The following is a 23,680-nucleotide window of genomic DNA, read 5'->3' on the forward strand; positions in this document are numbered from 1 at the left end:
CCGGTCGGCAATCCTTCGGCTGAGATCTCGGAAAAACTGCAGGTCAAAAATAGGTTGTGCAATCTCGGCGTCGACGTTTAGGCTGATTCACATCACCAAGGCGAGGGGCTACTCGATGTGTTCGAGTGATCACCGAGCCACCACATCGCACCGAATGTGCATCTCGAACGAGCAGGAAAGGACAGGAACCGTGAACGATTTCATCAGCGCCGCCGGCGTGTGCGAGTCGTGGCATCTGCCTGTCCAAGGCCTGCGTCCGCGACCCGGGCATACCCCCGCAACCGCCGCCATGAAGCCGGAACTCCTGGCTCCGAAAGCAGCGATTCCGGCGGTAAACCGCTCAGCGCTTCCCGTGCGACCCCGAAGAACGTCGATCTGACACAGATCAATTCATTCGAGGCCACGGCGAGTCGCAACAGCGAACCCGTGGCCTCACTTGTGTGAAGTGGAACATCTGTAGTTCCCCCACTGTGAGCCCGGGTTTTCAAGACAAATCCGAGAGCACATTCGACAGTGGAGGAACTGATGACCGAGTTACTCGAGTCATATATAGGCGGCGGGCTCGCACTGGACATATCCAAGACCGAGTTGCCATGCCAGTACGCCGACGCGGACCTGTGGTTTTCCGAGAACCCGGGTCAGCTCGAGCAGGCGAAGGCGTTGTGCGCCGATTGCCCATTACGGCGGGAATGCCTGGCCGAAGCGCTCGAACGCGGTGAGCCGTGGGGCGTGTGGGGTGGAGAGATCTTCGATCAGGGTGTGGTGATCGCCCGTAAGCGTCCCCGCGGACGGCCACGTAAGAACCAGACGGCGGCATGAGCTCGTCGGCGCGACGACAGAGCGGGCGGTCTGTGAGAAATACACAGACCGCCCGCTCGTGTGTGTGAATCAGCCGGTGCCTTCTACTCGGCCAGCCCGTCGACCCACTTCTCCATGATCGCCCGATAGGGGGCTTCCGCGTCGAGTTGGGCCGCGATGCCCACACAGCCACCGAGAACCCGGAACACCATCACGTACTCCTTGGGACAGTTGAGGTTTCGTGATGTGCGGTAGACGTCGCCACGTGGATCCGAGGCGGCGCCGGCCGCCCGCTGCAGCCATTTGCGGGTGAAGTGGAACGACTCGCTGTAGAGCGGGTCGACGTACGGACGCAGATACGCCTCAAGGTCACTCGGGGTGACCTTGTCCTGATGCGAGCGCTGAATGAAGTTGGCTCGCACCATTTCTTCTTTCAGCTCGTCGTACTTGTTGTCGCGGCACAGCCGAAGGATCGGTCCGGTCGCCGCAGGCAGACCGTTCGGGTAGATGCCCACGGCACCGAAGTCGAGAATCGCCATCCGGCCATCGTCGAGGAACTGGAAGTTCCCCGGATGGGGATCGCCGTGGACCAGTCCTACCCGCTTCGGTGAGCTGACCTCGAACTCGGTCATCTTCGCCGCAGCGTCGTTTCGCTCCTCCTGTGTGCCGTTCTTGATCACCTTTGACATCGGCGTTCCGGTGATCCATTCCGACACAACTACTTTGGGGGCCGAAGCGACCACCCGGGGCACCACGAAATTGGGGTCGTCGGCGAATCCCTTCGCGAAGGCCCGCTGGTTGTTGGCTTCCTTCGTGTAGTTCAGTTCGTCTTCGGTGCGCTCGATGAGCTCGTCCATCATCGACTTGACGTCGGTACCGGGGGACAGGCGCTTGAGCAGTCCGGTCATTCGCGACATGGTCTTGAGATCGGCCTTGAGGGCGTGGTCGGCGCCGGGGTACTGCACCTTCACCGCTACGTCGCGGCCGTCGTGCCACACCGCCTTGTGTACCTGGCCGATGGACGCCGAGGCCGCCGGTTCATCGGAGAACTCCTGGAAACGGTCACGCCACTTGGTGCCCAATTGGTTGTCGAGCACGCCGTGCACCTTGGCGGCGGGCAGTGGTGGCGCTTCTGCCTGGAGCTTGGTGAGAGCGTCACGGAAGGGTTCGCCGAACTCTTCGGGGATCGCCGCCTCCATGATCGACAGCGCCTGACCCACCTTCATGGCGCCGCCCTTCAGCTCGCCAAGGACGGCGAACAGCTGCTCGGCGGTCTTCTCGAGCATGTCTGCGGCGATCTCATCACGGTCCCCACCTGCCAACCGTCTGCCGAACCCCGTCGCCGCCCGTCCTGCCACCCCGAGCGGAAGCGAGGCGAGCTTGGCATTGCGCCGTGCTCCACCTCGTGTGATCTCAGCCATTGAGTTTTCCCCTTTCCCGATTCTTCGAGCTTAGATCACGCCGGCACGCCGCAACCGCATAGCGGGTGCGGCGTCCACTGTCTGATCTGCAGAGATGATGCATTCGGCCGCAATTCGATCGTCGCGTTCACGGTGGTCGGTGGATCGCGGTCCGGCCATGCCGATGCCGACACTGCAGCGCTGGTGAAAGCTGTGATGTGTTCGATCTGCGCCACGGTGAAGGCCACGGTGCCCGCGATGGTCGCCGGACTGGCCCACCCGCGTTGACCGAACAGCTGGGCGCTGATGATGGGCCACTCGGCGTCGCGGTCGCGTCGATGGTGGTCGGCGCACACGAGGCAACTCGTGAGCCCGGGCAACACCAGCGGCCCGATCACTCCCGATCCGTCGCGCAGACGGACGGTCAGGTGCGGGACCCGCGACTTCATCAGATCCGCTATCAGCCAGGGGTCGTGCGTGAGGAAGTCGGTCAGCACCACAAGATCGGCTGACCAGGTCGCAAAGGCCTGTTCCGTGTCTGGGTGGTCAGGAGCGAGTCGAGGTCGCCGAACCGATTGCCGAACGCGGTGGCCGCCGGCGCCGACCGCTTTGGCGACTGCGCTCGCCAGCGGTCCCGAGCCGTGCACGCGGACGGTCAGTGGGCGGTGGGCACCCGCCGGCGCGTGGTGCCCGATCCCGACCGCAACCAAACGGTCGAGAATGCCCCGGATCTCGTTGAGGTCGAGCCCGATGTCCGCCGCCGCGGCCGTCACCTCGGTGACCGACCGGGGCCCGGTCATCCACCGCAGCAGTCCGACCAGACGGGCTGGGGAAACGTGGACCGGTGGTTCGAGCACAACTGCGGTCTCCGGGTCGCATCCGATCTGTACCCGGCCGCCGGGACGCAACACGATCACCGTCTCCGGTCGCAACCGGGGCAAAGACATCAGAACAGCCATGCCGCCACTCAACCACCGCGACGTGGGGACCGACGCCTGCCGACGTCAGTTATCCACAGGGCGAAATGCAGCTCGAGCAGGACGTATGCGTCCCGCTGGAACTCAGGCGTCTGGCGACTTCTGATCGCCCTCGTCGTCGGTGGGCGGGCGCTTCTCGGCACGTTTGGCCTCGTCCGCGATGGTCTTCTCGAGTTGGGCGATCGGGTCGTCGAAGGCGTCGACTCCGCCACCGATCACCCGGTCGATGAACGCCGCCGGATGGTCGAGGTCGTCGGCGTCGGGAACCAGGTCGGGGTGCGCCCACACACCATCGCGCGTGGTCACGTCCGACGACTCCAGCAATTTGCGCCAGAGGTCGGCGGCTTCGCGCAACTTGCGCGGGCGTAGTTCGAGTCCGATGAGGGTGGCGAAGGTCTCTTCGGCCGGTCCACCGGTGGCCCGTCGCCTGCGCATCGTCTCGGTGAGTGCGCCCACCGACGGAATCCGGTCGTGGAGAGCTTGGGAGACAACGGTTTCGACCCAGCCCTCGATGAGCGCCAACAGCGTCTCCAGGCGGGCAAGGGCGTGTTCCTGAGCGGGGCTGGTCTTCGGTTCGAACGCCGCGCCGCCGCCGAGGAGGTCCTGGAGCTTGCTCGGATCGGACAGCAGCTGTGCCGGATCGATGCCCGCCGCGGCGTCCTGGATGCCGGAGAAGTCGATGGAGATCCCGCGGGCGTACTCCTCGACGGTCGCCAGCAGGCGTTGGCGGAGCCACGGGACGTGCGAGAACAACCGCACGTGGGCGGCCTCGCGCGCCGCCAAGAACACGATGATCTCCTGGCTGGGCTGTTCCAGTCCCTCGCTGAAGGCGGCGATCGCCTCGGGGAGCAGCACAGCCGTTCCTGTGGGAGCCAGCGGCAGGCCCACATCGCTGGACGTCAGTACTTCTTTCGCCAGCTGGCCCAGGCCCTGCCCGAGCTGGGTTCCGAAGGCCATCCCACCCATCTGGGTGACCATGCCGAGCATGGGGCCGGCAAAATCTCGTGCTTCTTCAGGCAGGTTCTTGGACCAGGTGGTCGCCATCTGCTCGGCGACCGGATTGCACAACGTCTTCCACACCGGCAGCGTCTTCTCGAGCCAGTCCACGGGCGTCCATGCCTCGGTGGTGGTGACTCCCGCGGGCAGCGTGGTCACGGCGTCGAGCCACACCTCGGCCAACCGGACAGAATCGGTGACCGCTGACTTCTCCCGGTCGCTGACCGGGGTGTGTTTGCCGATCTGCTGGCGGGCCAGCGAGGTCGCCACCTGGTAGTTGACCGGCTCACCACCGCCGCCCGTGCCCATACCTGCTCCCATACCGGACAACATCTGACCGAGCTGCGAGAGCATCTGCCCGAGCTGATTCGGATCGAAATCGCCGGGTTTCTTGCCGCGCTCGTCACCGTCCCCGTCGTCGCCGGACGAAGGAGAGAAACCGAAAGGCAAGTCATTCATACCTCTACGTTACCGGCGCATCAGCCCGGATCCTCCTGCGAATCCATCCGCTCTCGGCGAACGGTGACCCTCTACGCTGGGCCTGGTGAAAATGCAGTCCCTCAGAATTGCCCCGGAATACCGGCGGGTCACCACGTTGCTGGTGGCGTTGGCGTTCCTGGTTGCGTTCGTCTTGCTGGGAACGCTGGTGAAGGTGCCCTACGTGGCACTGGGACCGGGTCCGACGGTCAACACGCTGGGCCAGCTGAAAGACGGATCGAACGGCGAGATGATCGATGTCGTCGCGATCGGTGGGACGCAGACCGACCCGACGACGGGCAACCTCAACCTGACCACCGTCTCGGTGACCGACAACCTGACGCTGTTCCAGGCGATGGGATTCTGGTTATCCGGTGACGATGAGCTGCAGCCACGGGACCGGGTGTACCCGCCGGGCAAGTCCAACGACGAGGTGGACGCAGAGAACAAGCAGCAGATGACCGGCTCGGAGAACTCCGCGACGCTTGCCGCACTGAACTATCTGGGTCGGCCGGTGGAACAGGTGGTCGGCGGTGTCGATGACAACGGACCGTCTGCGGGCAAGCTCGAACCGGGCGACGACATCGTCGCGGTCGACGGCGTGGCCGTCGAAGACCCGAATGCCCTGCGGGCCGAGCTCGGCCGGTTCGCCCCAGGCACCGAGGTCACGCTCGACGTCCTTCGCGACAAAAACCCGGTCACGGTGCGGGTGACCCTGGGTGCCAATCCCGACGACGAGTCGAAGGGGATCCTCGGCATCACGCTTGCTGAGGAGAACGGCGACCCGGGGCTCGACGTGGATTTCAACGTCGGTGACATCGGCGGACCGTCGGCCGGATTGATGCTGACCTTGGCCGTGATCGACAAGTTGAGCCCCGGAGAGCTCACCGGCGGCGACTTCATCGCCGGCACCGGGACGATCACCCCGGATGGGGACGTGGGCGAGATCGGCGGCATCACCCACAAGATGCGGGCCGCGAAAGATGCTGGCGCTGAAGCGTTTCTGGTCCCGTCCGGCAATTGTGCCGAGGCGAAATCGGACACACCTGACGGGCTGACACTGGTCAAGGTCGACACATTGCAGAACGCCGTCGACGGCTTGAAGGAACTCGAAGCGGGTCGCACGCCACCGGGTTGCTGACCTCCGACGCGGGCCGCCCCGAGACTGTTCGTCCGACTATTCCTCCGGCGGGGTGTTCTCCAGCGTTCCGGCGAGAGCGGCCAGGAGGTTGGGCGCCAACTCGGGATGTTGTAGCAATTCGATCGGGGCGTCGGGATCATCTTCTGTGCCCGGAGCAAGCTGCAGGAGGCTCAATGCCCGTCCGTCACGCAGTACCGCTGCGGCCAGACGCGCCCCGCGACTCTCCGGATGCGCTTCGGCGGCGCTACGCGCCGCGTGGTCGGCAGCGTCGGGGTCGGTGAGCAGTGGGCCCAGTGCCTCGTCCAGATCGCTCTCGGCCTCCGGTGGCAGCACGATGATCTCCTGGACCAGGGCGCATCCTTCGACTTCGGGTGGCCAGCTGGTGGTGGCCAGAACATGCTCGAGTTCGGCCATGCCACTGTCGGGCGACACGGGCAGCGGGGCCTGTTCGATGAGCGTGAGCTCAGATGTGTCGTGGTCGTCGACCCAGTCCGGTTGGGTGTCCGCCAGCAATGCGGTGGGCACGAGCGCGAACAGCTGCGGTGGCTGACCCCAGCCGGCGGCATCGACGAACTCCACGACTTCTCGGATCGCGCTTCCCAGGGCGTCGGGGGAGAGGACGGGCGGTTGCGGATCGGTCACCGGACAATAGTGACATCCACGGCGCCGTATGCGGCGAATGATCGGGTTGAACACACCTGCACACGGGGCCCGACCCACGTTCTCACCCGCCGGTGAGCAACGCCATACACGCACAAGACGACTCACAGCTGCGATCGGTACTGTTCTAAGTGATGCGGAGTAGAGGGGCCGATACCGGCCGCTCTCTCGGCTTTCAACGCTCTGCGAGGCAGCGGGGCGCCGCAAAGTAAAGTGTTGGTCAAGACCGGGTGCGGTGCCCCGGCATAAAAGTTGGAGTAGAACACGTGGGAATCCGGGGTCCGGCAGCAATGCCGACGTTGTCGCGGCGAAGCAAGGCGCTCATCGCCACTGCCGTCATCGTTCTGGTGGTGTTGCTGGTGGGGCCAAGGCTCATCACCATCTACACCGACTGGTTGTGGTTCAAGGACATCGGCTACAGCTCGGTCTTCAGCAAAATCATCTGGACGCGCGTTGCGCTGTTCGGCATCTGCGGTGCCATCGCCGGGCTGATCATCTTCGGTGCGTTGTGGCTCGCCTACCGCAGTCGGCCGGTGTTCGTGCCGACGAGTGGGCCAGGCGATCCGATCGCGCGCTACCGCACCGTGGTGATGAGCCGCATCCGGTGGTTCGCGATCATCCCGACGTTGCTGGTCGGCCTTCTCGCGGGCCTGGTCGCGCAAGGCTCGTGGTCCACCGTGCAGATGTTCCTCAACGGTGAGAGCTTCGGTACCAAGGATCCGGAGTTCGGTCTGGACGTCGGCTTCTATGCTTTCGACCTACCGTTCTACCGCTTCGTGCTCAACTACCTCTTCGTCGTCGTGGTGATCGCGTTTGTCGTGAGCTTGGTGACGCACTACATCTTCGGTGGGATCCGGCTCGCGGGCCGCGGCGGAACGTTGACGAACGCCGCGCGCATCCAACTGGCAGTCATCGCCGGTACGTTCCTGTTGCTGAAAGCGATTGCGTACTGGCTTGACCGTTACACCTTGCTCAGCAGTACCCGCAAGGAAGGCATCTTCAACGGTGCCAGCTACACCGACATCAACGCGGTGCTCCCTTCGAAGCTGATATTGATGGCGATCGCGATCATCTGCGCGCTCGCGGTCTTTGCCGGTGTGGTCCTTCGCGACCTGAGGATACCGGCACTCGCCACGGCCATGATGTTGTTGTCCGCGTTGGTCATCGGCGTGGGTTGGCCCGCAGCCATGGAGCAGTTCTCGGTGAAGCCCAACGCGGCTGAGAAGGAAGCCGAGTTCATCAATCGGAACATCACGGCCACCAAGCAGGCGTATGACATCGGTGACGAAACCGTCACGACTCAGGCGAATTGGACTGGCCAGCCCGCCAACCCAGAGCAGGTCGATGCGGACGAGCCGACCTTGTCGAACATCCGGCTTCTCGATCCGAACATCGTGTCGCCCGCCTTCACCCAGCTCAAGCGGCAGCAGAACTTCTACGGGTTTCCGACCCAGCTGGCGCTCGACCGTTACACGGTCGATGGTGAGATGCGGGACTTCGTCGTTGCCGCAAGGGAACTCGACCCCACCAAGTTCGAGGCGAACCAGCAGAACTGGCTCAACAAGCACACCGTGTACACGCACGGCAACGGTTTCATAGCCGCGCCGGCAAACACCGTGAACGAGGCAGTCGCCAGCGAGAACGATGTCAGCGGCGGCGGCGAACCCGTGTTCAACGTCAGCGATCTCAGCAACTTCGAGACCGACGAGTACAAGGCCAATGCACCGATCCAGGTCACCCAGCCGCGGATCTACTTCGGCGAGCTGATCTCGAAGGTGAATCCGGACTACGCAATCGTCGGCAACAACGGTGATCCGCGCGAGTACGACACCCAGGAGACCAAGTACACCTATGAGGGTGACGCAGGAGTGCCACTGTCGAACTGGTTCAATCGGTTTGCCTACGCGGTCAAGTACACCGAGCGCAACCTGCTCTTGTCGGGCGCCATCAATCCTGAATCGAAGATCATCTACAACCGTGATCCCCGAGATCGGGTGAAGAAGGCTGCGCCCTGGCTCACGGTCGACTCGAAGACCTACCCGGCTGTCATGGCCGACGGTTCGATCAAGTGGATCGTGGACGGTTACACCACCCTCGACGCATTCCCGTACGCACAGAAGACGTCCCTCGAAGACGCGACGACCGACGCGCAGCAGCTCAACCAGGGACAGACCGGTCGCACTCAGGTCAACCGACAGGTCTCGTATGTGCGTAACTCGGTGAAAGCCACAGTCGATGCCTACTCGGGCGAGGTCACGCTCTACCAGTTCGACGACAAGGACCCCGTTTTGAAGACCTGGATGAAGGTCTTCCCCGATTCGGTGAAGTCGCGAGCGGAGTTCGACAGCCCGGACAACGCAGACCTGCGCGACCACGTCCGCTACCCGGAGGACCTGTTCAAGATCCAGCGGCAGTTGCTCACGAAGTACCACGTCACGAACCCCCAGACGTTCTTCCAAGGTGATGCGTTCTGGTCGGTGCCGGCTGATCCAACAGACAGCGCGGCGGTCACCCGAGGACTCGATCAACCGCCGTACTACTTTGTCGCATCGGACCCTGAGACGAAGGAGCCGTCATTCCAGCTGACGTCGGTGTTCAACGTCCTCAAACAGGAATTCTTGGCGGCTTACATAACGGTGTCCTCTGACCCGGACAACTACGGGCAGATCACCATCAAGAACTTGCCGCCGAACACGCAGCGAGAGGGTCCGAAACAGGTCTTCAGCGCCATGGAGACGGACACTCGAGTGGCCGAAAGTCGCAAGAATCTTGAGAACACGGCAGACGTCACGTTCGGCAATCTCCTCACGTTGCCGGTGGGCGACAACGGCATCCTGAACGTTGTGCCGATGTACGCACAGGCCAAGTCGACTGCGGGAACGTTCCCGCGTCTCGTCAGGGTGATCGTGCGGTACGACGACAGCACAGGGAACCCCCGCCGGGTCGGCTACGCACCCACGGTCGCAGCTGCCCTTGCCGGCGTGGGGATCGACCCCTCGACGGTCACGCAGATCCCCGGTGACAACCCGGGTCAGCCCCAGCCGAACGGGGAGCCCGCTCCGCAGCAGACGAACCAGCCGAATCAGCAAAATCAAGTGCCGGCAAACACCACGGCGGTCCCTGCGTCTCCTCAGCGCGACGCGATCGTCAAGCGGATGGACGATGCCCTGACCGCCATGCAGCAGGCCCTCTCGGCGGGTAATTTCACCGCCTACGGTCAGGCCCAGACGGACCTGCAGGCAGCGGTCAACGATTATGAGAACCTGCCGACCAGTTAGCGTTTGGCCAGTTCAGAAGTAGTGACCGGCGTTACAGGCGGGCGATTTGCACTTCGGATGTGCCCGCCTGTAACGTTGTGTTCACCGCCGCGGGGTGGAGCAGCTCGGTAGCTCGCTGGGCTCATAACCCAGAGGTCGCAGGTTCAAATCCTGTCCCCGCTACGAAGACAAGAACCCGCGTTCTGCATCACGCAGAACGCGGGTTCTTGCTATGTCAGGGGTGGTGTTCCAGTCGGTGGCGCAGAGGCCCCGATCAGGATGGGTCTTCGTGGGTGACCGCCTTGTAGCCGCGGGCACCAGCCCGATCCACCGCAGCTTTCACGAGGCCGAAGATCAAGCCCTGCAGTGCAGCGGCGACCAGGACTTCGGTGTTGCTCCTCTGGAGGTCTTTGGGATCAGGCGCCTTGGCGTCGTTGCCCAGACGCTTCCAGACCTGAGCGAATGCGGCTGACGCCACGACACCACCGAGGACGCTTGTGGCTATCGACAGCGGCTTGTAGGCGGCTTTGGACACGGCGCTCATACGATCTCCCTTTTCTTCGAACGGCGACGACGGGCAACAACGAGCAGGACGAGCAGCACTGCGCCGATCGCGCCGGAGGTCGCCAGGACCTGCTGGTTGTCTTTGGCTTTGATCTGCGCGGTGTGCGCGGTGTCTGCGGCAGCCGTCTTGACGCGGGTGGGTACATCGAACTTCTGCGCCAACGCGTCCACCGTCTGGGCCAGCTCGGCGCGCTGTTCCTCGACCGGGGGCACATCGGTGGGCGCGGTGGCTCCGGGTTCGGGTGTTGCGCCCGATGACGTCGGTTCGCTCATCAGAGATGCTCCCTCACGGTGTTGATGTCCCTCTGGATGCTGTGCACGGTTGCCTGCGGTGCCGGCGGCACGGCCTTCTTGGCCCGAGACGCGCCGATCGCGGCAGCGATCGCTCCGATGACGACCAGCACGGCCGCGACGATGAGTGCGGCGAGCCATGGATCCACCGCGGTGGCCAACCCCAGGACGGCCGCTGCGATGAGTGTTCCGAATCCGAAGAGCAGCAACAGGGCACCTGCTCCGGAGATACCGACACCGATGCCGAGCTTTATTCCTTTTGTCTTCACCTCATCGAGTGCGTCCCGCACTTCTGTCTTGACGAGGGTGGAGGTCTGCTCGGAGAGGCGTTCGATCAACTGAACGGTCGAGAGATCTGTCGGTGGGGGCTGATTCATCGTTCCTCCTTTGACTGCGGGCTGCGACGCAGTGATCAGCTCAGCCGACCTACCGAGCCGCGAGTCACGGACAGACGGTGGTTACCCCGGGCAACATGTGAGCAAACGGACAACAAAAGACGATGTGATCCTTCAGAGTGCCGCGGCGGCGGGCCTTTTCATTTTGCGCACCGTTTTCCCGTCGGCGTATTCGCCCAGCGCGGTCATCACCCAGCCCGATGGTTCACGAACCATCTTGCACATCAGTACCCCGGTGGCGGGGCCTGAGTCGGAGAGTTCGAATCGGACCATCTCCTGGCCGCTCCCATGATCGACGAGCCTGCAGAAGGCCCGTCCGACGTCGGTGAATCGCTGGCCCGAGAAGGAGTTCACGGTGAACACCAGGCCGGTGACCGAATGGGGCAACCGTCCCAGGTCTACGGAGATCACCTCGTCGTCGCCCTCACCTGCGCCGGTCAGGTTGTCACCCGAATGTGCCACCGCACCATCGAGTATCGACAACTTCAAGAACCAGCAGGTCGCCACGACCTTTCGGTTGGCATCGAATGCGATGCACGACGCGTCGAGATCGATTCGGCCCTTGCCGGCAACCGGGTCCCACCCGAGTCCCATCCGGACCTTGCTCAGCAGCGGCTTGCCGAACTTCGTCAGCACCACCGACTGGCGTTTTTCGAGGACCACGTGACCTTTGTCGAGGTTCGGCCGATGGTTCGCCGAGTGGGTGGGGGTCGCCACCGGGACGGCGGGAACCGCCACTGGTTCCACCGTCGCCGCAGTCTCGGCAGGGTCGTCCACGCTGATGCCGAAATCGATTGCGATCCCGGCCAATCCGTCTGCGTAGCCCTGTCCGACCGCACGCAGCTTCCATCCGCCGCCGCGCCGATAGACTTCGAAGACGATGAGGGCGGTCTCGCCGGAGAGGTTCGCCGGGTCGAACGTGGCGAGCAGTTCACCGTTCGCCGCATCGATGACGCGCGCATGTGGATTCGTCCCGGCGAACGTGGTCGCCGGGGGATCGAGACTGGCCGTGATCACCACCTTGTCGATGGCCGACGGGATGGCAGCAAGGGTGATACAGACGGCATCGGGACCGTGCGCAGTGCCGGGCATATGGCGCAGCCCCGGCCCGACGGGCGCGTTGAAGAAGATCAGGTCGGCGTCGCTGCGCACCTTGCCCGACGGGGCCACCAACAGCGCCGACACGTCGAGTTGCCGTCCGCTCACCCCGACCTCGATGCGAACTTCGGCGGCCTGCAACGCAGTGTTCGCGCCCGCAGTCATCGGCATGCTCATTGTCGCGGTCCGCCCTTGTTCGACGCGTGGCTGTGGGCCCGGGAAAGGACTGTCGCCCCGAAGCTACCGAAGTCCGGCGATCGGTGTGGGCGTGTTGTCGATTCGATACATCCGGGCAGATCCGCCACGGCTCGTCGGGACGGATCGGGAGCCGGTTATTGTCCTTCGAGCACAACCACTCACCTCTTCACAGAACACGGAGGGCTCCTGTGCCCGAGCTCGATGGCGCTGCCACTGCGCTGGTACTTGTCTCGACCGCGATGGTCCTTCTGATGACCCCGGCGCTGGCGCTGTTCTACGGCGGCATGGTGCGCAGCTTCAGCGTGCTGAACATGATGATGATGAGCTTCATCGCGATCCCGTTGGTCGCAGTCGCGTGGCTGGTCGCCGGCTACAGCCTTGCGTTCTCCGACGACGCGGGGTTCGGCCTGATCGGTGGCGTGGAGTCGTTCGGGCTGGCGGGGATCGGTCCGGAGTCGTTGCACGGGTCCATCCCGACCTTGTTGTTCGTGACTTTTCAGCTGACGTTCGCCGTGATCACCGCGGCCCTGATCAGTGGGGCCATCGCCGACCGTGCCCGCTTCGTCGCCTGGATCGTGTTCGTGCCGATCTGGACACTACTGGTCTATGCGCCTGTGGCGCACTGGGTCTGGGGTCCCGGCGGCTGGATCGCAGAGCTCGGGGCGCTCGACTTCGCGGGCGGTCTGGTGGTCGAGGTGGCCTCGGGCGCCTCGGCGCTGGCACTTGCCCTCGTCTTGGGGCCGCGCCTGGGATTTCGCCACGACACCATGCGCCCGCACAATCTGCCTTTCGTGCTGCTCGGCGCGGGGCTGTTGTGGTTCGGATGGTTCGGCTTCAATGCGGGCTCCGCGCTCGCGGCCGACGGCATTGCGGCAGCCGTCCTGCTCAACACCTTGATCGCGGGCGGCCTGGGAATGGCCGGCTGGCTTGTGGTCGAGACCAATCGTGATGGGCACCCGACCAGTTTTGGCGCGGCGTCGGGCATTGTGGCCGGGCTGGTGGCGATCACGCCGTCGTGTGGATCGGTGGGGCCGCTCGGCGCGGCCGTTGTCGGCCTCGCAGCCGGAATCGTGTGTGCCTACGTGGTGCTGTGGAAGTTCAAGTTCGGCTACGACGATTCACTGGACGTCGTTGGCGTCCACTTCACCGGCGGTGTGGTCGGTACCTTCCTCATCGGGCTCTTCGCGACCTCGATGATGACGTCCGATGCCGAAGGACTTTTCTACGGCGGCGGACTGGCTCTGCTGGGTAAACAAGTGGTCGCCATATTTGCGGTAGCTCTTTATACATTCTTGATGTCATTTGGAATCGGGAAGGTCATCGATTGGACCATCGGGTTCAGGGTGTCGGCGAAAGATGAACGAGAAGGGGTCGACTTCTCCGAGCACGCCGAGACGGCCTACGCCGATCTCGAGCGCTGATCGCCACCTCTGGGGATGGGATCAACACAAAAGGCTCTTTGGTCAATGTTAATCAGCCGAATCGGGTATTCCGCAAATCGGTCGATATGATCGTCACGTTCAGAAATTGCCGCTCGACGTTGCTGCGATGAACCTTCGGGCGAACGGTCGCCGCCTTTATGTCCGGGCGAGTGCGCGCTGGTGGTCGAAGTCGCCCATTGTTTGTCTGAGTTGTGCGTCTGACTCCACTCGCGCTCCACGAAGTGCACGTCAGCCGCAGTTGCGTTGAGCAAATTGACGCCATGCCTATTAATGGAATCAGGCACTTTTTAATTGATGTGGTCGGGTAATGCCGTGGAAAGAATGCGCTGACTGATTTCGAAAATCGTAGATAAAAATCGCATTCCGCGAAACTTTTTGGTTCCTTACTTTCATACTCGGGGCAAGCGGGTCGGACTGGCTGGCCCTTTTGTGTAGGCGAGGTTCAATTATGAGTTTGACGGTCACAAAACGTAATCGCCGCAAGATCCGAGCGGTTCTTGCGGCGGGTTTGGTGCTGGGTGTGGGAGCAGCGGTGACACTTGCGGCCTGGAGTGATTCCGTCTGGGGCCAGAGCGAGTTCGCCACCGACAAATGGAACGTTCAGGGCAGTTTCAACGGTGGCACCAGCTGGGGTGAGTTCGCAACGGGGCCGACGGCCGGCACGTTTACATTCCCGCTGGCCGATGCCACGAGCCTAACGCCCGGTGAATCGGTCAAAGCCCCGGTGTCGCTGCGGGTCGGGCCGGCGGTATCGGCATTGAATGCGTCGGTGACCCTCGCTCCTTCGGGCAACACATCTGCGTTGGCCGGCGAACTCGAACTCACCGTCACCGAGGCCGCCAACTGCAGCGTCGCGGGCACCACGCCGTCAGGCTGGCCGGTAGGTGGAAGCGTGGCAACGGCCGGCGGAAGCACCCCGATCATCCTCAACGGCGACATGACCCCGCGGCACTTCTGTTTCACTGTGACGCTGCCGGCCGACGCGGCGCTGCTCAATACGTCGACAACAGGTCAGGTTCTCTGGGAGTTCAAGGCAACCAGCGTCGAACCATAGGCATCTGGCGGCCGCCGGGCCAGTGGTTCATTGCAGAGCCCCGGCGGCCCGGTTGCCCTGATGTCGTGCGCGTCCGCGTCGTGAAGTCCGTAAATCTATAGGAGTCATTGATGTTTCATGCTGATCCGGTCGACCACGCGGAATCTTCGTCAGCGCCGAGACGGCGATCCGCGCTGTCGGTCGTCAGCAGTGTGATCATGAACCTGCTCGCGGTGGGCGGGCTCGCGTGCATCGTGATGGTTGTCCTGGCCGTGGTGTTCAACGTCTCGCTCATTATGTTCAAGACCGGGTCGATGGCGCCGTCCATCCCGGCGGGATCGCTGGCCGTCGTGCAGACGGTGCCGGCGGCGTCTGTGGACGTGGGCGACGTGGTCACCGTCAAACGGCCCGGTCAGTTGCCGATCACGCACCGGGTGATCAAGACCTCACCAGGTGCCGACGGCACAACGATGCTCGAAATGCGTGGTGATGCCAATTCATTCGACGACCCGGGTGGCTATCAGGTGAAGGAGGTACGCAAGGTCCTGTGGTCGGTACCGGGTCTTGCCAAGGGTGTCATCTGGCTGTCGAATCCGTTTGTCCTATTGGCGATCACAATTGGCGCCGCGTTGCTGGTGCTCTGGGCCTTCTGGCCCCGACAGAGCGAGGACGACGCCGATCCCGATGACGGCGTTCCCGACGGCCGAATAGCAATGCCCGAACGTGGTGCAGGCGCCCATTCTCGGATCGAGGCCTGAATAGTGGGTGGCCATCACAGCAAGGCGCTCGGCAACAGAGACGTTGGGCAGCGGCACCGCCGGCGTCTCATCGGGGTGGCGGCACTGGCAATCCTGGTGGTCGTTGGCGCATCCGCGTTGACCGGGGCGTTCGCCGATCGGACACTGGCCGCCTGGGGAGACAAGGTCTGGGGGACAAGCACATTCGGTGTCGACCCGGCATACGTCCCCACGGGGTGGGCAAGGGCATCAGCGGGAGCCGGCACCATCGAGCGCCCCGACCGTGGATGGCTGGGCACGGTGACCACGTTTGCCGGTGGCGAACAATCCATGGCGGCTCCCACGAGGTCGAGCTATACGTCCCCACAAACCCCTACCTACGGGGGTTGGCCGGGCAGTGTGGACTTCAGTCTGAGCTCCTCGCAATGTGTGCGTCACGCTGCCGGGACACAGTGCGCGCCTGCGCCTGCCGACGCCACGTCGAGCGCAGCCACAACAACATCGAATCTGTACCTCACCTACTTCGGCGCTGCTCTCGGTGATCTTCTAGGGGTGGTCAACCCGGTGAAGGTGTCGGTGTCGTGTCGTCCAGGACAGCTGCTTGCGCCCAGCCCCACAGGGACAGTGAGGTTTCGGCACTCGGCGGTGGTCTGGGAATCCGTAGCCGTTCCCACTCAGCCCGGGCACACCAGCTCGGGCGAGGGACCGGCGCGTCAGCTCTCGATCGTGTGGAATGTGGCCCAGACTGCGACCTCCATCCGGTCTGAGCTGATCATGACGTGGACCCAGCCGTATGTCTTTCCGGCGACGCCTGAGGTGAATCTGCGGAACGTTGTCCTCGCCCGCGCCGAATGCGGCACCGCAGGTCAGCCCCCGCCGCTGAGCGCCCCGTCGGCGCTGAGTTCGCGCCAAGCCGCGCAGACGACGTGTCCGGCCGTTGCGCAAGACAGGGACGAGGAAGTGGCCGTTCCCACCACGACGACCAGGATGACGAAGACGAGCACCCCGCCCATCACGTCTGCCCCGCCTGCTGTGGACGCTGACAACGACGCGCCAGTAGAGGACGGGACAGCCGACTGCGGTGGTACTGACCCCGCAACTTCTACTGCTGATCCGAGCCCGGCCGGTACGTCGACCAGCACGCCCTCACCTGACGAATCAGGCTCGACCACAACCACATCCGACGCTGCTGAGGCCATGCCGGTGAGACCGCCGCCGGAAAGTGCGGCCGACACCGCAGAACCGGCACCACCGCTGATGGTCCCGGACGGACCCACCACACCCTCGCCCGGCGAAGAGTTCGCCCTTGTCGGCACGGATGGTGCTGACTTGGGCGCAGCGCGGATCGACGAGGTCCTGATCGATCACAGCTGCAACACTTCTCCCGCGGTGACCGTGGCGGTGCGGATGACGGTTACCCCGTCCACGCACACCGGTGAGTACGCGCTGAATGGTGTGGAGTCATCACAATTCAGGCAGGGCAGCGGCACTGGTTCGCCGGTTTCGAGCTGGGGTCAACCGTGTGGATCTCTCGGGCAAACGCTTTCCACCTTGACTCCGGGCCGCACCGCCGCAGGCTGGGTGATCTTCGAGGTCCCCGATCCTGTCACGCCCGTGCTGTGGCAACCGAACGGCACGACGGGATGGCTGATTTCGCTTCCTATCCTGTCGGCGTCGCCGTCCGAGACCCCGCCCCCGTCACCCACCTCACCGTCGTCTACCTCACCGTCGGCGTCGCTACCGTCGGTGCCTCCGGATCCTGAGCAGAGCGAGGGGAGTGACAAGGGGGCACCGGGATCGACCGAGCCGGATGAGTGACTCGGGACCCGAATTGTCTGCGACGCACGGGAGCCCGAAGGGCGAGAGTCACGGCAATTCGGCAAGCATTCGTTCGACCGCTCGTGGTGTGCCGTCGCCGGAGGCAAGGCGGTCACCGATCGCCTGCGCCGACGCGGAGTAGCCGGGTTCGTTGAGGATGCGCGACAACGCCGAGGCGATACGAGCGGCCGACGCTTTCTTGCGCAACACGATGCCTGCACCCGCTCTGGCCACGGATCGACCCACCATCGGCTGGTCCAACAGTGGGTGCATCGGCATCACGATGAGTGGAAGTCCGTGGGCGAGGGCCTGGAAAGTTGTCGAGTGCCCGCCGTGACCGATGACCGCGACGCACTCCGGCAGGACGTCGGCATGCGGGACGTACTCATGGAGCTCGGCATTGGCGGGCACCCGCAACCGGGATGCGTCGATGGCGGGTCCGGTGGTGGCGATCAGCCGGATGGGCAGGGTGGCAGCAGCGTCGAGGATGTTCTGCATGGTCTGTTGCTGGGCCGGAAAGTATGTGGTGCTCAAGCTGGCCAACACCGTTGGGGGCGTCCGCGGGGTGAGGGGTCTGGCGACCGGTTCGGCGGGCCCGGTCCAGAAGATGTTGCCTGCTGCGCGGTGGCGGCGTCCGGCAGGGTCCAGTGCCTGGTCGGAGATGACCACCTGCAGGTCCGCGGAACCCCAAATCCGACGTGAACTCAAGCCGCGCAGCCGGGCGACCACTCCGATGGGTCCGCGACGCCACGGCCCGTCGAGGTAGGCGTAGTAGGCGTGGAACAGGGCGATGGTCGGCTGTGGCAGAGCGTTCAGCGCGGACATCACCGGCAACAGCATACAATCGACAACCACCAGGCCGGCCTCACGTGAGGCGGCAACGGCGTCATCGACCAGAGTCCGGGTGGTGAAGAGCGCGAGGTAGCCCCACAACGTGGACGCGGTGCTCTTGTGCCTGCTGGACGACCACGACGGCGCGTTCGAGTAGGAGATGAACTCGAACCCCGCGGCCTCGACCTTGCTCCTCTGCTGTGCGTGGCCGAGAACGGTCACGCGATGTCCTCGCCGGGCGAACTCCCGTCCGAGCGTGATGACTGGCGGGAAGTTCCCTCCCGCGTCGAAGGTCACAAACAGGATGCGGGCGGGCTGCGTCGGCGTCGGCACGGCCCTGAGCTTATGCAGCCGCGAGTATCGCCGACACCATTCGAGATACCCGGCGCTGCGCTGTGCTCCTCGACAACGTGCGGTCGCGGCACAGCAGCTTCCAGGTGTACACATCGGTCGCCACCACCAGCATGTCGATGAGCTCGGTCCGTGCCGCGGCCGACCGGTCGGCCAGCTGCGGTGCGAAGACGGTACTCACCCACGCACGGTGGGCCTGACGTTCGGACTCGGTGAGCTGGGCGGCGCGGCGGTCCCAACCCTCCTGACCCAGGAGCATGATCACCGCGTCTCCGTGGTCGTCGAAGTGGTCGAACAGCACCTCCAGAGCGGCCCGGACGTCGCCCGGGGGGCTGGATCGATGTGATCGGAGTTGTTCGGCGACGAAGTCGGTGGCGGCATCCAGCAGACCATCACGGCTACCGAATTGGCGCAGGACAGTCTGCACACTCACGCCGGCGCGAGCAGCGACCTCAGGGAGCACAATCGTTGCGAACGGCTTCTCACCGGCGAGTGCGACGGTGGCCTCCAGTGCCCGCCGCCGGGTCAGACCGGCGGACTCGGCACGCGAACGCATGACGTAGTTACGCGTCGTTTTCATCGGATCCGACGCTAACCGCAGAGTCATTTCGTGTCAACGTGCGCTATCTCGAAATGAGGGTCTCCACATGCATCTCGCCCGGACCGCGAGTGCGGTCCGGGCGAGATCGGTTCTGACGGGGGTCAGCTGTAGAGGTACTGCCCGCAGACGGGCCAAGCGCCGACGCCCTGCGAGGCGAGCACGTTCTCGGCCACTCGGATCTGTTCCTCACGGCTTGCGTTCGACGCAACGCCGACGCCGCCGTTGGCCTCCCAGGTCGACTGGCTGAACTGCAGTCCGCCGTAGTAGCCGTTACCGGTGTTGATGGCCCAGTTCCCGCCACTCTCGCACTGTGCGACGGCGTCCCAATTGTGGGCACCCTCGGCCGAGGCGGTTGCTGCGAACGCACCCATCGGTGCGAGCGTCAGGGCTCCGGCGATCGCCGTGCGGGCGGCAAGCTTGCGCATGTTGGTCATGGTTCCTCCTCTGCCGCTTGCCCAGAACTTCAGGCGAGCGGGATCGTTGTATCCAGGACTTCCGTGTTGCCGTCTTCTACGACACGCTCAGCGACGTTACGTACCCGAAGCGTTGACGTCACGTCGGGGTGTTGGGTACGAACGTGCGCTTCGGGCACTTGATGATTCGTCGTCAATGCTGGTCAGCTCGGTGTTCTCGAGGCGTCACAGGCCGGGGATGCATCCGAGAAATGTGATCGTCGACACGGCTCAAATGTGATGTGGCACATGCTCCGGGCGGGTGCATGATGCCTCAAACCTTGCGCGAGGCAACAAAAAACCCCGTCCGTACCCCTCGATGCGGACGGGGTCCTTCGTCCATCAGATCACTTGAGTTCTGCGCTCGTCTTCCCGAGAACTCGACGTGCGATGATCAGGTTCTGGATCTGCTGGGTCCCCTCGAAGATATCGAGGATCTTTGAATCGCGGGCCCATTTCTCCAAAAGGGAGCGTTCCGAATAGCCAAGGCTGCCCGCCAGTTCCACGGCCTTGGTGGTCACGTCGGTGACCGTACGCCCAGCCTTCGCCTTCGACATCGAAGCCTCTTTGGAGTTCGGCTCCTTGTTGTCGGCCATCCATGCTGCTCGCAGTGAATGCAGGTATGCGGCTTCGAAATCCGATTCCATCCGGATGAACTCTGCTGCAGCGGCGTGCTGATTGTTGGCCGGCTTGTCGTAATCGATGTCGACGCCTGCTTCTTCGAGCAGAGTTCGGAGCTCCTCGAGCGCCGCCCGCGTCACACCGACCGCCATCCCCGCGACCATCGGGCGGGTGTTGTCGAAGGTCTGCATGACCCCGCCGAAACCCTTCTTGGTGTCCACTTCTGGTGACCCCAAGAGGTTTTCGGCCGGAACGCGGCAATTCTCGAAACGGATCGCGGCAGTGTCGGAAGCCTTGATGCCGAGCTTGTGTTCGAGGCGCTCGATCGTCACACCTTCGTGTTCACGGGGGACGACGAAGCTCTTGATCGCCGCACGGCCGGCGCTCTTGTCCACTGTGGCCCAGACGACGATGTGGTCGGCACGGGATCCGGCTGTCACATAGATCTTTTCGCCGTTGATGATGTAGTCGTCGCCGTCCCGGGTCGCGGTGGTCGAGACCGCGGCAGAGTCGGAGCCGAAGCTGGGTTCGGTGATGGCCATCGACGCCCAGACCTTGCCGAACTTCTTCAGCTGCTCTTCGGAGGCGACGGCCGCGATGGCGGCGTTGCCCAACCCCTGATAGGGGATCGACAGCATCAGACCGAGGTCGCCCCACGAGGTTTCCATCGTATTGAGCACCGACTGCATGTTGCCGCCGTTGACGACAGCACCTGCGGGCAGTTCTTTCTTGTTCTTCTGCTGGCTACGTCCACCGTCGGCGCCGGCTCCGGCGGCTCCGGCTTCACTGAGTCCGTCGTACAGACTCGCCAGGGTGTCGAGCTCGACCGGGTAGTCGTGTTCGCGGAGGTCGTACTTACGAGAGATGGGCCGGAAGATCTGCGCTGCCGCCTGGTGAGCCTGATCGACGGTGTGATGCAGCTTTCGGGGGAGTTCGAGATTGATTGCCATGGCTGGATGTCTTTCTGTGCAAGAGTGTCGGGTCGGATGGGGGAGCGGTCGTCAGATGACGACGATGCCCTCGCCGATGGCCGCACCGCGCAGATCGCGGAACCAGCGCTCGACCGGATGTTCTTTGGTGAAGCCGTGTCCGCCGAGCAATTGCACTCCGTCCGAACCGATTTGCATACCCTTGTCGGCTGTGAGCTTGCGGGCCAGCGCCGCTTCTCTGGCGAAAGACAGTCCTTGCTCGGCGCGTGCAGCTCCACGCAGGGTGACGAGCCGGATCGAGTCGAGCTCGGTCGCCATGTTTGCGACCATGAATGCGACGGCCTGACGGTTGGAGATCGGCTCCCCGAATGCCTCGCGCTCGTTCACATAGGGGATGACGTAGTCGAGGACGGCATGGGCCGTACCGACCGCCAGCGAGGACCAACCGAGCCGAGCGAGCCGGACCACGTCGCGGTAGTCGGTGAAAGCGCTGTCGCCTTCTTCTTCACCAAGCAATGCGGTGGCGGGCACGGTCACGTCGGTGAGCAGCAGCCGACCGATACCGGCGGCGCGCACACCCATGCCGGGATCTGCCTCCACGACAAGACCTTTGGAACTCGACTCGACGATGAACAGGGCGGGACGGCCATCGAGCTGTGCGCCGATGATGAACAGTTCCGAAGATGCCGCAGCAGGCACAAACGACTTGACACCGTTGAGGCGGTAGCCGCTGGGTACGCGGGTTGCCTTGGTCTGCAGGGACATTGCGTCGAAGAGCGGGCGTGGCTCGGCGATGACGACGGCGGCCTGGGGCACGTTCTCGCCCGCGAAGTCCGGCAGGTAGGTCTTCTGCTGCGCGTCGCTGCCGAACTGGGTGAGCGTGGTGGCGACACCGCTGGGTGCCAGCAGGGGCAGTGCCAAGCCCATGTCGCCATAGGCCATCGCTTCGGCGACGAGCGAGTTGGTGACCACGCCACGCTCGGTGGCGGCGCCCTCGAACTCTTCGGGCACATTGATCATCGTGATACCGAGTTCGGCACTGCGAGCGAGGATCTCGGGCGGGGCTGCGGCCACGGCATCGGCGTCGTGGGCTGCCGGGCGCAAGATCTCGCCCGCGAACTCCTTGACGGTGTCCGCGATCATCTTCTGTTCGTCGTTGGGGAACAGGTTGAAGTAGTCCTTGGGGGTGGTGGACAGACGCTTTGCCTTGTCGCCACCCTGGGCGCGGGAGAAGGCGCGGGTAGCGGCGCCGATCGTCTTGAACCCGGTCTTGGTTCCCTCGTACGCGATGCGGTTCAGCGGCTCGCGGATCTTGTACTTGTCGGCGAAATCGGAGCCGGTCACCGTGGTCAGGACTCGCATCGCTGCTCCGATGGCGCTACGGCGGTGGGGGTTCTTGCCCACAGCGGAGGTGTCGCGGGGCTCGGTATGAGTGCTCATTCTCACCAGCTTGTCTTCTACGTGTTGGGCGTGAGGTGTCGGTCGGACGACCTTGTCTCACCGATCTTACCGGTCGGTAAGAAAGCGGTCAGCACGGACCTTACTACTCAGTAAGGTCGGTTGTCACGCGGCCGTTCGGGCCGCCGGTCACAGATGGGTGCGACTACCAACCGATTAGCAATGCGAACCATTGTTTGCGCAGCTCACGGGGGATTTCATCGGCCGTCATTCATTTGTTCACAAAATGGTCCAGGACCAGCCGAAGCCCGGTTCCGTGCCATATCCTGCTCCTCATGACACAACCTCCTCCCGGGTATCCGGCACCGCCACCCCAGCCGCAGGGTGGCCCCTACAACGACACCTTCTACGCTTCGATCTTCGGTCAGGAGCAGGGCCCGATGGGGTACCAGGACCTCGCCGGGCTTGTCCGCTCCGGACAGATCAAGCCGGAGACGCAGGTGCGCACGCAGTCGAGCAGCTGGTTCCCGGTTTCTCAGGTGCCCGGCCTGTTCTCGGACAAGGAATGGCTCACCGCGCTGCTGATCTCCGTATTCGTCGGCGGTCTCGGCATCGACCGCTTCTACCTCGGGTACACCGGCCTCGGTATCGCCAAGCTGCTCACCTGTGGTGGCCTCGGCATCTGGACACTCATCGACATAGTCTTGATCGCGATGCGCAAGCTCCCCGACTCCAACGGTGTCCCACTGAAGTGATGGCTTGACGTGGCGGCCCCGCCCACCGCAGACCGGCGGCAGTCTGAACGGAATGTTCGGATTGCCGCCGGTCTCGGTCTGGGTGCGGTCGCCGCAGCGTTCCTGATCAGCCCTGCTCTCAGCACATCGGGGCCCACGCTGTGCCCGGTACGGCTGGTCACCGGGCTGCCGTGCCCCGGTTGCGGGCTCACCCGCAGCTGGACGGCTGCCGCCCACGGCCATTTCTCTGATGCGTTCGCCTACAACTTCTTCGGCCCGATCAGCTTTGCCGCGACCATGGTGTTCGTTGCGCTCGCCGGCGTGCTGCTGGCGCGGCGACGATCGTTGGCCGGTCTCGCGCGAGCCGCCAGGCATCCCGTTCTCTGGGCGGTGATCGCCCTGTGGATCGGGTACGGAATCGCGCGCGTCGTCGACCAGATCGTCGGTGGTGGTCTGTTCCCCGACGTCTCGTGATCGGCTG

The 23,680-nt window shown here is 63.9% G+C and carries 22 protein-coding genes and 1 tRNA gene; 10 read left to right on the top strand and 13 right to left on the bottom strand.

What is annotated here, in order from left to right:
* The first annotated feature begins 525 nt into the window (after nucleotides 1-525).
* Nucleotides 526-819 carry a WhiB family transcriptional regulator gene (locus tag CSW57_RS18445; RefSeq protein WP_099384597.1) on the top strand — a complete coding sequence of 98 codons (294 nt, stop codon included), beginning with the start codon at nucleotides 526-528 and terminating at the stop codon, nucleotides 817-819.
* Nucleotides 820-902: 83 nt separating this feature from the next.
* Here the strand turns inward: CSW57_RS18445 and CSW57_RS18450 are convergent, their stop codons facing one another.
* The 3 genes from CSW57_RS18450 to CSW57_RS18460 form a co-directional block, all read right to left on the bottom strand.
* Nucleotides 903-2,219, bottom strand: coding sequence for an ABC1 kinase family protein (locus CSW57_RS18450; RefSeq protein ID WP_099384032.1), 1,317 nt, complete (start codon nucleotides 2,217-2,219; stop codon nucleotides 903-905).
* Between the two features lie 35 nt (nucleotides 2,220-2,254).
* Complete coding sequence (locus tag CSW57_RS18455) at nucleotides 2,255-3,157, bottom strand: hypothetical protein (RefSeq protein WP_099384033.1); 903 nt, start codon at nucleotides 3,155-3,157, stop codon at nucleotides 2,255-2,257.
* Between the two features lie 102 nt (nucleotides 3,158-3,259).
* Entirely contained in the window at nucleotides 3,260-4,630 is a 1,371-nt protein-coding gene (locus CSW57_RS18460; RefSeq protein ID WP_099384034.1) for a zinc-dependent metalloprotease, read from the bottom strand.
* A 91-nt stretch (nucleotides 4,631-4,721) separates the two neighbouring features.
* Between CSW57_RS18460 and CSW57_RS18465 the strand changes: the two genes are divergently transcribed.
* On the top strand, nucleotides 4,722-5,789 hold the full coding sequence (locus CSW57_RS18465) for a YlbL family protein (protein ID WP_099384035.1): 1,068 nt from the start codon (nucleotides 4,722-4,724) through the stop codon (nucleotides 5,787-5,789).
* Between the two features lie 36 nt (nucleotides 5,790-5,825).
* On the opposite strand, the gene CSW57_RS18470 is transcribed toward CSW57_RS18465, so the two are convergent.
* The gene (locus CSW57_RS18470) at nucleotides 5,826-6,431 is read right to left on the bottom strand and encodes a PPA1309 family protein (protein ID WP_099384036.1); all 606 of its coding nucleotides are present in this window, start codon (nucleotides 6,429-6,431) and stop codon (nucleotides 5,826-5,828) included.
* A gap of 308 nt (nucleotides 6,432-6,739) precedes the next feature.
* Here CSW57_RS18470 and CSW57_RS18475 point away from each other — a divergent pair, with 308 nt between their 5' ends.
* Both CSW57_RS18475 and CSW57_RS18480 read left to right on the top strand, forming a co-directional pair.
* Nucleotides 6,740-9,727 (top strand): UPF0182 family protein, encoded by a 2,988-nt coding sequence (locus CSW57_RS18475; protein ID WP_370624010.1) that lies wholly within the window; start codon nucleotides 6,740-6,742, stop codon nucleotides 9,725-9,727.
* Nucleotides 9,728-9,815: 88 nt separating this feature from the next.
* Nucleotides 9,816-9,889: transfer RNA gene (locus CSW57_RS18480), tRNA-Met, on the top strand.
* Between the two features lie 91 nt (nucleotides 9,890-9,980).
* Here CSW57_RS18480 and CSW57_RS18485 read toward each other — a convergent pair.
* From CSW57_RS18485 to CSW57_RS18500, 4 genes are all read right to left on the bottom strand, one after another.
* Entirely contained in the window at nucleotides 9,981-10,250 is a 270-nt protein-coding gene (locus tag CSW57_RS18485; RefSeq protein WP_023955720.1) for a DUF4235 domain-containing protein, read from the bottom strand.
* Nucleotides 10,247-10,543, bottom strand: coding sequence for a DUF3618 domain-containing protein (locus CSW57_RS18490; protein WP_099384038.1), 297 nt, complete (start codon nucleotides 10,541-10,543; stop codon nucleotides 10,247-10,249). Before CSW57_RS18490 ends, CSW57_RS18485 begins: the two co-directional genes overlap by 4 nt.
* Nucleotides 10,543-10,938: a phage holin family protein gene (locus tag CSW57_RS18495; RefSeq protein WP_099384039.1), complete on the bottom strand. Its 396-nt coding sequence runs from the start codon at nucleotides 10,936-10,938 to the stop codon at nucleotides 10,543-10,545. Before CSW57_RS18495 ends, CSW57_RS18490 begins: the two co-directional genes overlap by 1 nt.
* A gap of 132 nt (nucleotides 10,939-11,070) precedes the next feature.
* Entirely contained in the window at nucleotides 11,071-12,219 is a 1,149-nt protein-coding gene (locus tag CSW57_RS18500; RefSeq protein WP_099384598.1) for a TerD family protein, read from the bottom strand.
* A gap of 221 nt (nucleotides 12,220-12,440) precedes the next feature.
* On the opposite strand from CSW57_RS18500, the gene CSW57_RS18505 reads away from it, so the two are divergent.
* The 4 genes from CSW57_RS18505 (at nucleotide 12,441) to CSW57_RS18520 (ending at nucleotide 17,282) form a co-directional block, all read left to right on the top strand.
* Nucleotides 12,441-13,673 carry an ammonium transporter gene (locus CSW57_RS18505; protein WP_099384040.1) on the top strand — a complete coding sequence of 411 codons (1,233 nt, stop codon included), beginning with the start codon at nucleotides 12,441-12,443 and terminating at the stop codon, nucleotides 13,671-13,673.
* 469 nt (nucleotides 13,674-14,142) lie between these two features.
* The gene (locus CSW57_RS18510) at nucleotides 14,143-14,748 is read left to right on the top strand and encodes a SipW-dependent-type signal peptide-containing protein (RefSeq protein ID WP_099384041.1); all 606 of its coding nucleotides are present in this window, start codon (nucleotides 14,143-14,145) and stop codon (nucleotides 14,746-14,748) included.
* A gap of 110 nt (nucleotides 14,749-14,858) precedes the next feature.
* Nucleotides 14,859-15,485: a signal peptidase I gene (locus CSW57_RS18515; RefSeq protein WP_099384042.1), complete on the top strand. Its 627-nt coding sequence runs from the start codon at nucleotides 14,859-14,861 to the stop codon at nucleotides 15,483-15,485.
* A gap of 3 nt (nucleotides 15,486-15,488) precedes the next feature.
* Nucleotides 15,489-17,282, top strand: coding sequence for a hypothetical protein (locus tag CSW57_RS18520; protein ID WP_099384043.1), 1,794 nt, complete (start codon nucleotides 15,489-15,491; stop codon nucleotides 17,280-17,282).
* Nucleotides 17,283-17,330: 48 nt separating this feature from the next.
* Here CSW57_RS18520 and CSW57_RS18525 read toward each other — a convergent pair whose 3' ends face one another.
* The 5 genes from CSW57_RS18525 to CSW57_RS18545 form a co-directional block, all read right to left on the bottom strand.
* Complete coding sequence (locus tag CSW57_RS18525; RefSeq protein WP_189339312.1) at nucleotides 17,331-18,446, bottom strand: glycosyltransferase; 1,116 nt, start codon at nucleotides 18,444-18,446, stop codon at nucleotides 17,331-17,333.
* 10 nt (nucleotides 18,447-18,456) lie between these two features.
* Nucleotides 18,457-19,044, bottom strand: coding sequence for a TetR/AcrR family transcriptional regulator (locus CSW57_RS18530; protein ID WP_189339313.1), 588 nt, complete (start codon nucleotides 19,042-19,044; stop codon nucleotides 18,457-18,459).
* 122 nt (nucleotides 19,045-19,166) lie between these two features.
* Nucleotides 19,167-19,499: a transglycosylase family protein gene (locus CSW57_RS18535; RefSeq protein WP_099384046.1), complete on the bottom strand. Its 333-nt coding sequence runs from the start codon at nucleotides 19,497-19,499 to the stop codon at nucleotides 19,167-19,169.
* A gap of 365 nt (nucleotides 19,500-19,864) precedes the next feature.
* Entirely contained in the window at nucleotides 19,865-21,088 is a 1,224-nt protein-coding gene (locus CSW57_RS18540; protein ID WP_099384047.1) for an acyl-CoA dehydrogenase family protein, read from the bottom strand.
* Nucleotides 21,089-21,139: 51 nt separating this feature from the next.
* Nucleotides 21,140-22,507: an acyl-CoA dehydrogenase family protein gene (locus CSW57_RS18545; protein WP_099384599.1), complete on the bottom strand. Its 1,368-nt coding sequence runs from the start codon at nucleotides 22,505-22,507 to the stop codon at nucleotides 21,140-21,142.
* 293 nt (nucleotides 22,508-22,800) lie between these two features.
* Between CSW57_RS18545 and CSW57_RS18550 the strand changes: the two genes are divergently transcribed.
* Together CSW57_RS18550 and CSW57_RS18555 are read left to right on the top strand one after the other, a co-directional pair.
* Nucleotides 22,801-23,220, top strand: a complete 420-nt coding sequence (locus CSW57_RS18550) for an NINE protein (protein ID WP_189339314.1) — start codon at nucleotides 22,801-22,803, stop codon at nucleotides 23,218-23,220.
* Between the two features lie 9 nt (nucleotides 23,221-23,229).
* Nucleotides 23,230-23,673 (top strand): DUF2752 domain-containing protein, encoded by a 444-nt coding sequence (locus CSW57_RS18555; RefSeq protein ID WP_099384048.1) that lies wholly within the window; start codon nucleotides 23,230-23,232, stop codon nucleotides 23,671-23,673.
* The last annotated feature ends 7 nt before the right edge of the window (nucleotides 23,674-23,680 follow it).

Origin of the sequence: Williamsia muralis (genome assembly GCF_002735905.1) — a bacterium.
Classification (GTDB): Bacteria; Actinomycetota; Actinomycetes; order Mycobacteriales; family Mycobacteriaceae; genus Williamsia; species Williamsia muralis_A.

What these genes read in the sequence shown, in the direction of transcription:
- CSW57_RS18445 (WP_099384597.1), top strand. Translation starts at nt 526, where the DNA reads ATGACCGAGTTACTCGAGTCATATATAGGCGGCGGGCTCGCACTGGAC.
- CSW57_RS18450 (WP_099384032.1), bottom strand. Translation starts at nt 2,219, where the DNA reads ATGGCTGAGATCACACGAGGTGGAGCACGGCGCAATGCCAAGCTCGCC.
- CSW57_RS18455 (WP_099384033.1), bottom strand. Translation starts at nt 3,157, where the DNA reads ATGGCTGTTCTGATGTCTTTGCCCCGGTTGCGACCGGAGACGGTGATC.
- CSW57_RS18460 (WP_099384034.1), bottom strand. Translation starts at nt 4,630, where the DNA reads ATGAATGACTTGCCTTTCGGTTTCTCTCCTTCGTCCGGCGACGACGGG.
- CSW57_RS18465 (WP_099384035.1), top strand. Translation starts at nt 4,722, where the DNA reads ATGCAGTCCCTCAGAATTGCCCCGGAATACCGGCGGGTCACCACGTTG.
- CSW57_RS18475 (WP_370624010.1), top strand. Translation starts at nt 6,740, where the DNA reads ATGCCGACGTTGTCGCGGCGAAGCAAGGCGCTCATCGCCACTGCCGTC.
- CSW57_RS18485 (WP_023955720.1), bottom strand. Translation starts at nt 10,250, where the DNA reads ATGAGCGCCGTGTCCAAAGCCGCCTACAAGCCGCTGTCGATAGCCACA.
- CSW57_RS18490 (WP_099384038.1), bottom strand. Translation starts at nt 10,543, where the DNA reads ATGAGCGAACCGACGTCATCGGGCGCAACACCCGAACCCGGAGCCACC.
- CSW57_RS18495 (WP_099384039.1), bottom strand. Translation starts at nt 10,938, where the DNA reads ATGAATCAGCCCCCACCGACAGATCTCTCGACCGTTCAGTTGATCGAA.
- CSW57_RS18500 (WP_099384598.1), bottom strand. Translation starts at nt 12,219, where the DNA reads ATGACTGCGGGCGCGAACACTGCGTTGCAGGCCGCCGAAGTTCGCATC.
- CSW57_RS18510 (WP_099384041.1), top strand. Translation starts at nt 14,143, where the DNA reads ATGAGTTTGACGGTCACAAAACGTAATCGCCGCAAGATCCGAGCGGTT.
- CSW57_RS18515 (WP_099384042.1), top strand. Translation starts at nt 14,859, where the DNA reads ATGTTTCATGCTGATCCGGTCGACCACGCGGAATCTTCGTCAGCGCCG.
- CSW57_RS18530 (WP_189339313.1), bottom strand. Translation starts at nt 19,044, where the DNA reads ATGAAAACGACGCGTAACTACGTCATGCGTTCGCGTGCCGAGTCCGCC.
- CSW57_RS18535 (WP_099384046.1), bottom strand. Translation starts at nt 19,499, where the DNA reads ATGACCAACATGCGCAAGCTTGCCGCCCGCACGGCGATCGCCGGAGCC.
- CSW57_RS18540 (WP_099384047.1), bottom strand. Translation starts at nt 21,088, where the DNA reads ATGGCAATCAATCTCGAACTCCCCCGAAAGCTGCATCACACCGTCGAT.
- CSW57_RS18545 (WP_099384599.1), bottom strand. Translation starts at nt 22,507, where the DNA reads ATGAGCACTCATACCGAGCCCCGCGACACCTCCGCTGTGGGCAAGAAC.
- CSW57_RS18550 (WP_189339314.1), top strand. Translation starts at nt 22,801, where the DNA reads ATGACACAACCTCCTCCCGGGTATCCGGCACCGCCACCCCAGCCGCAG.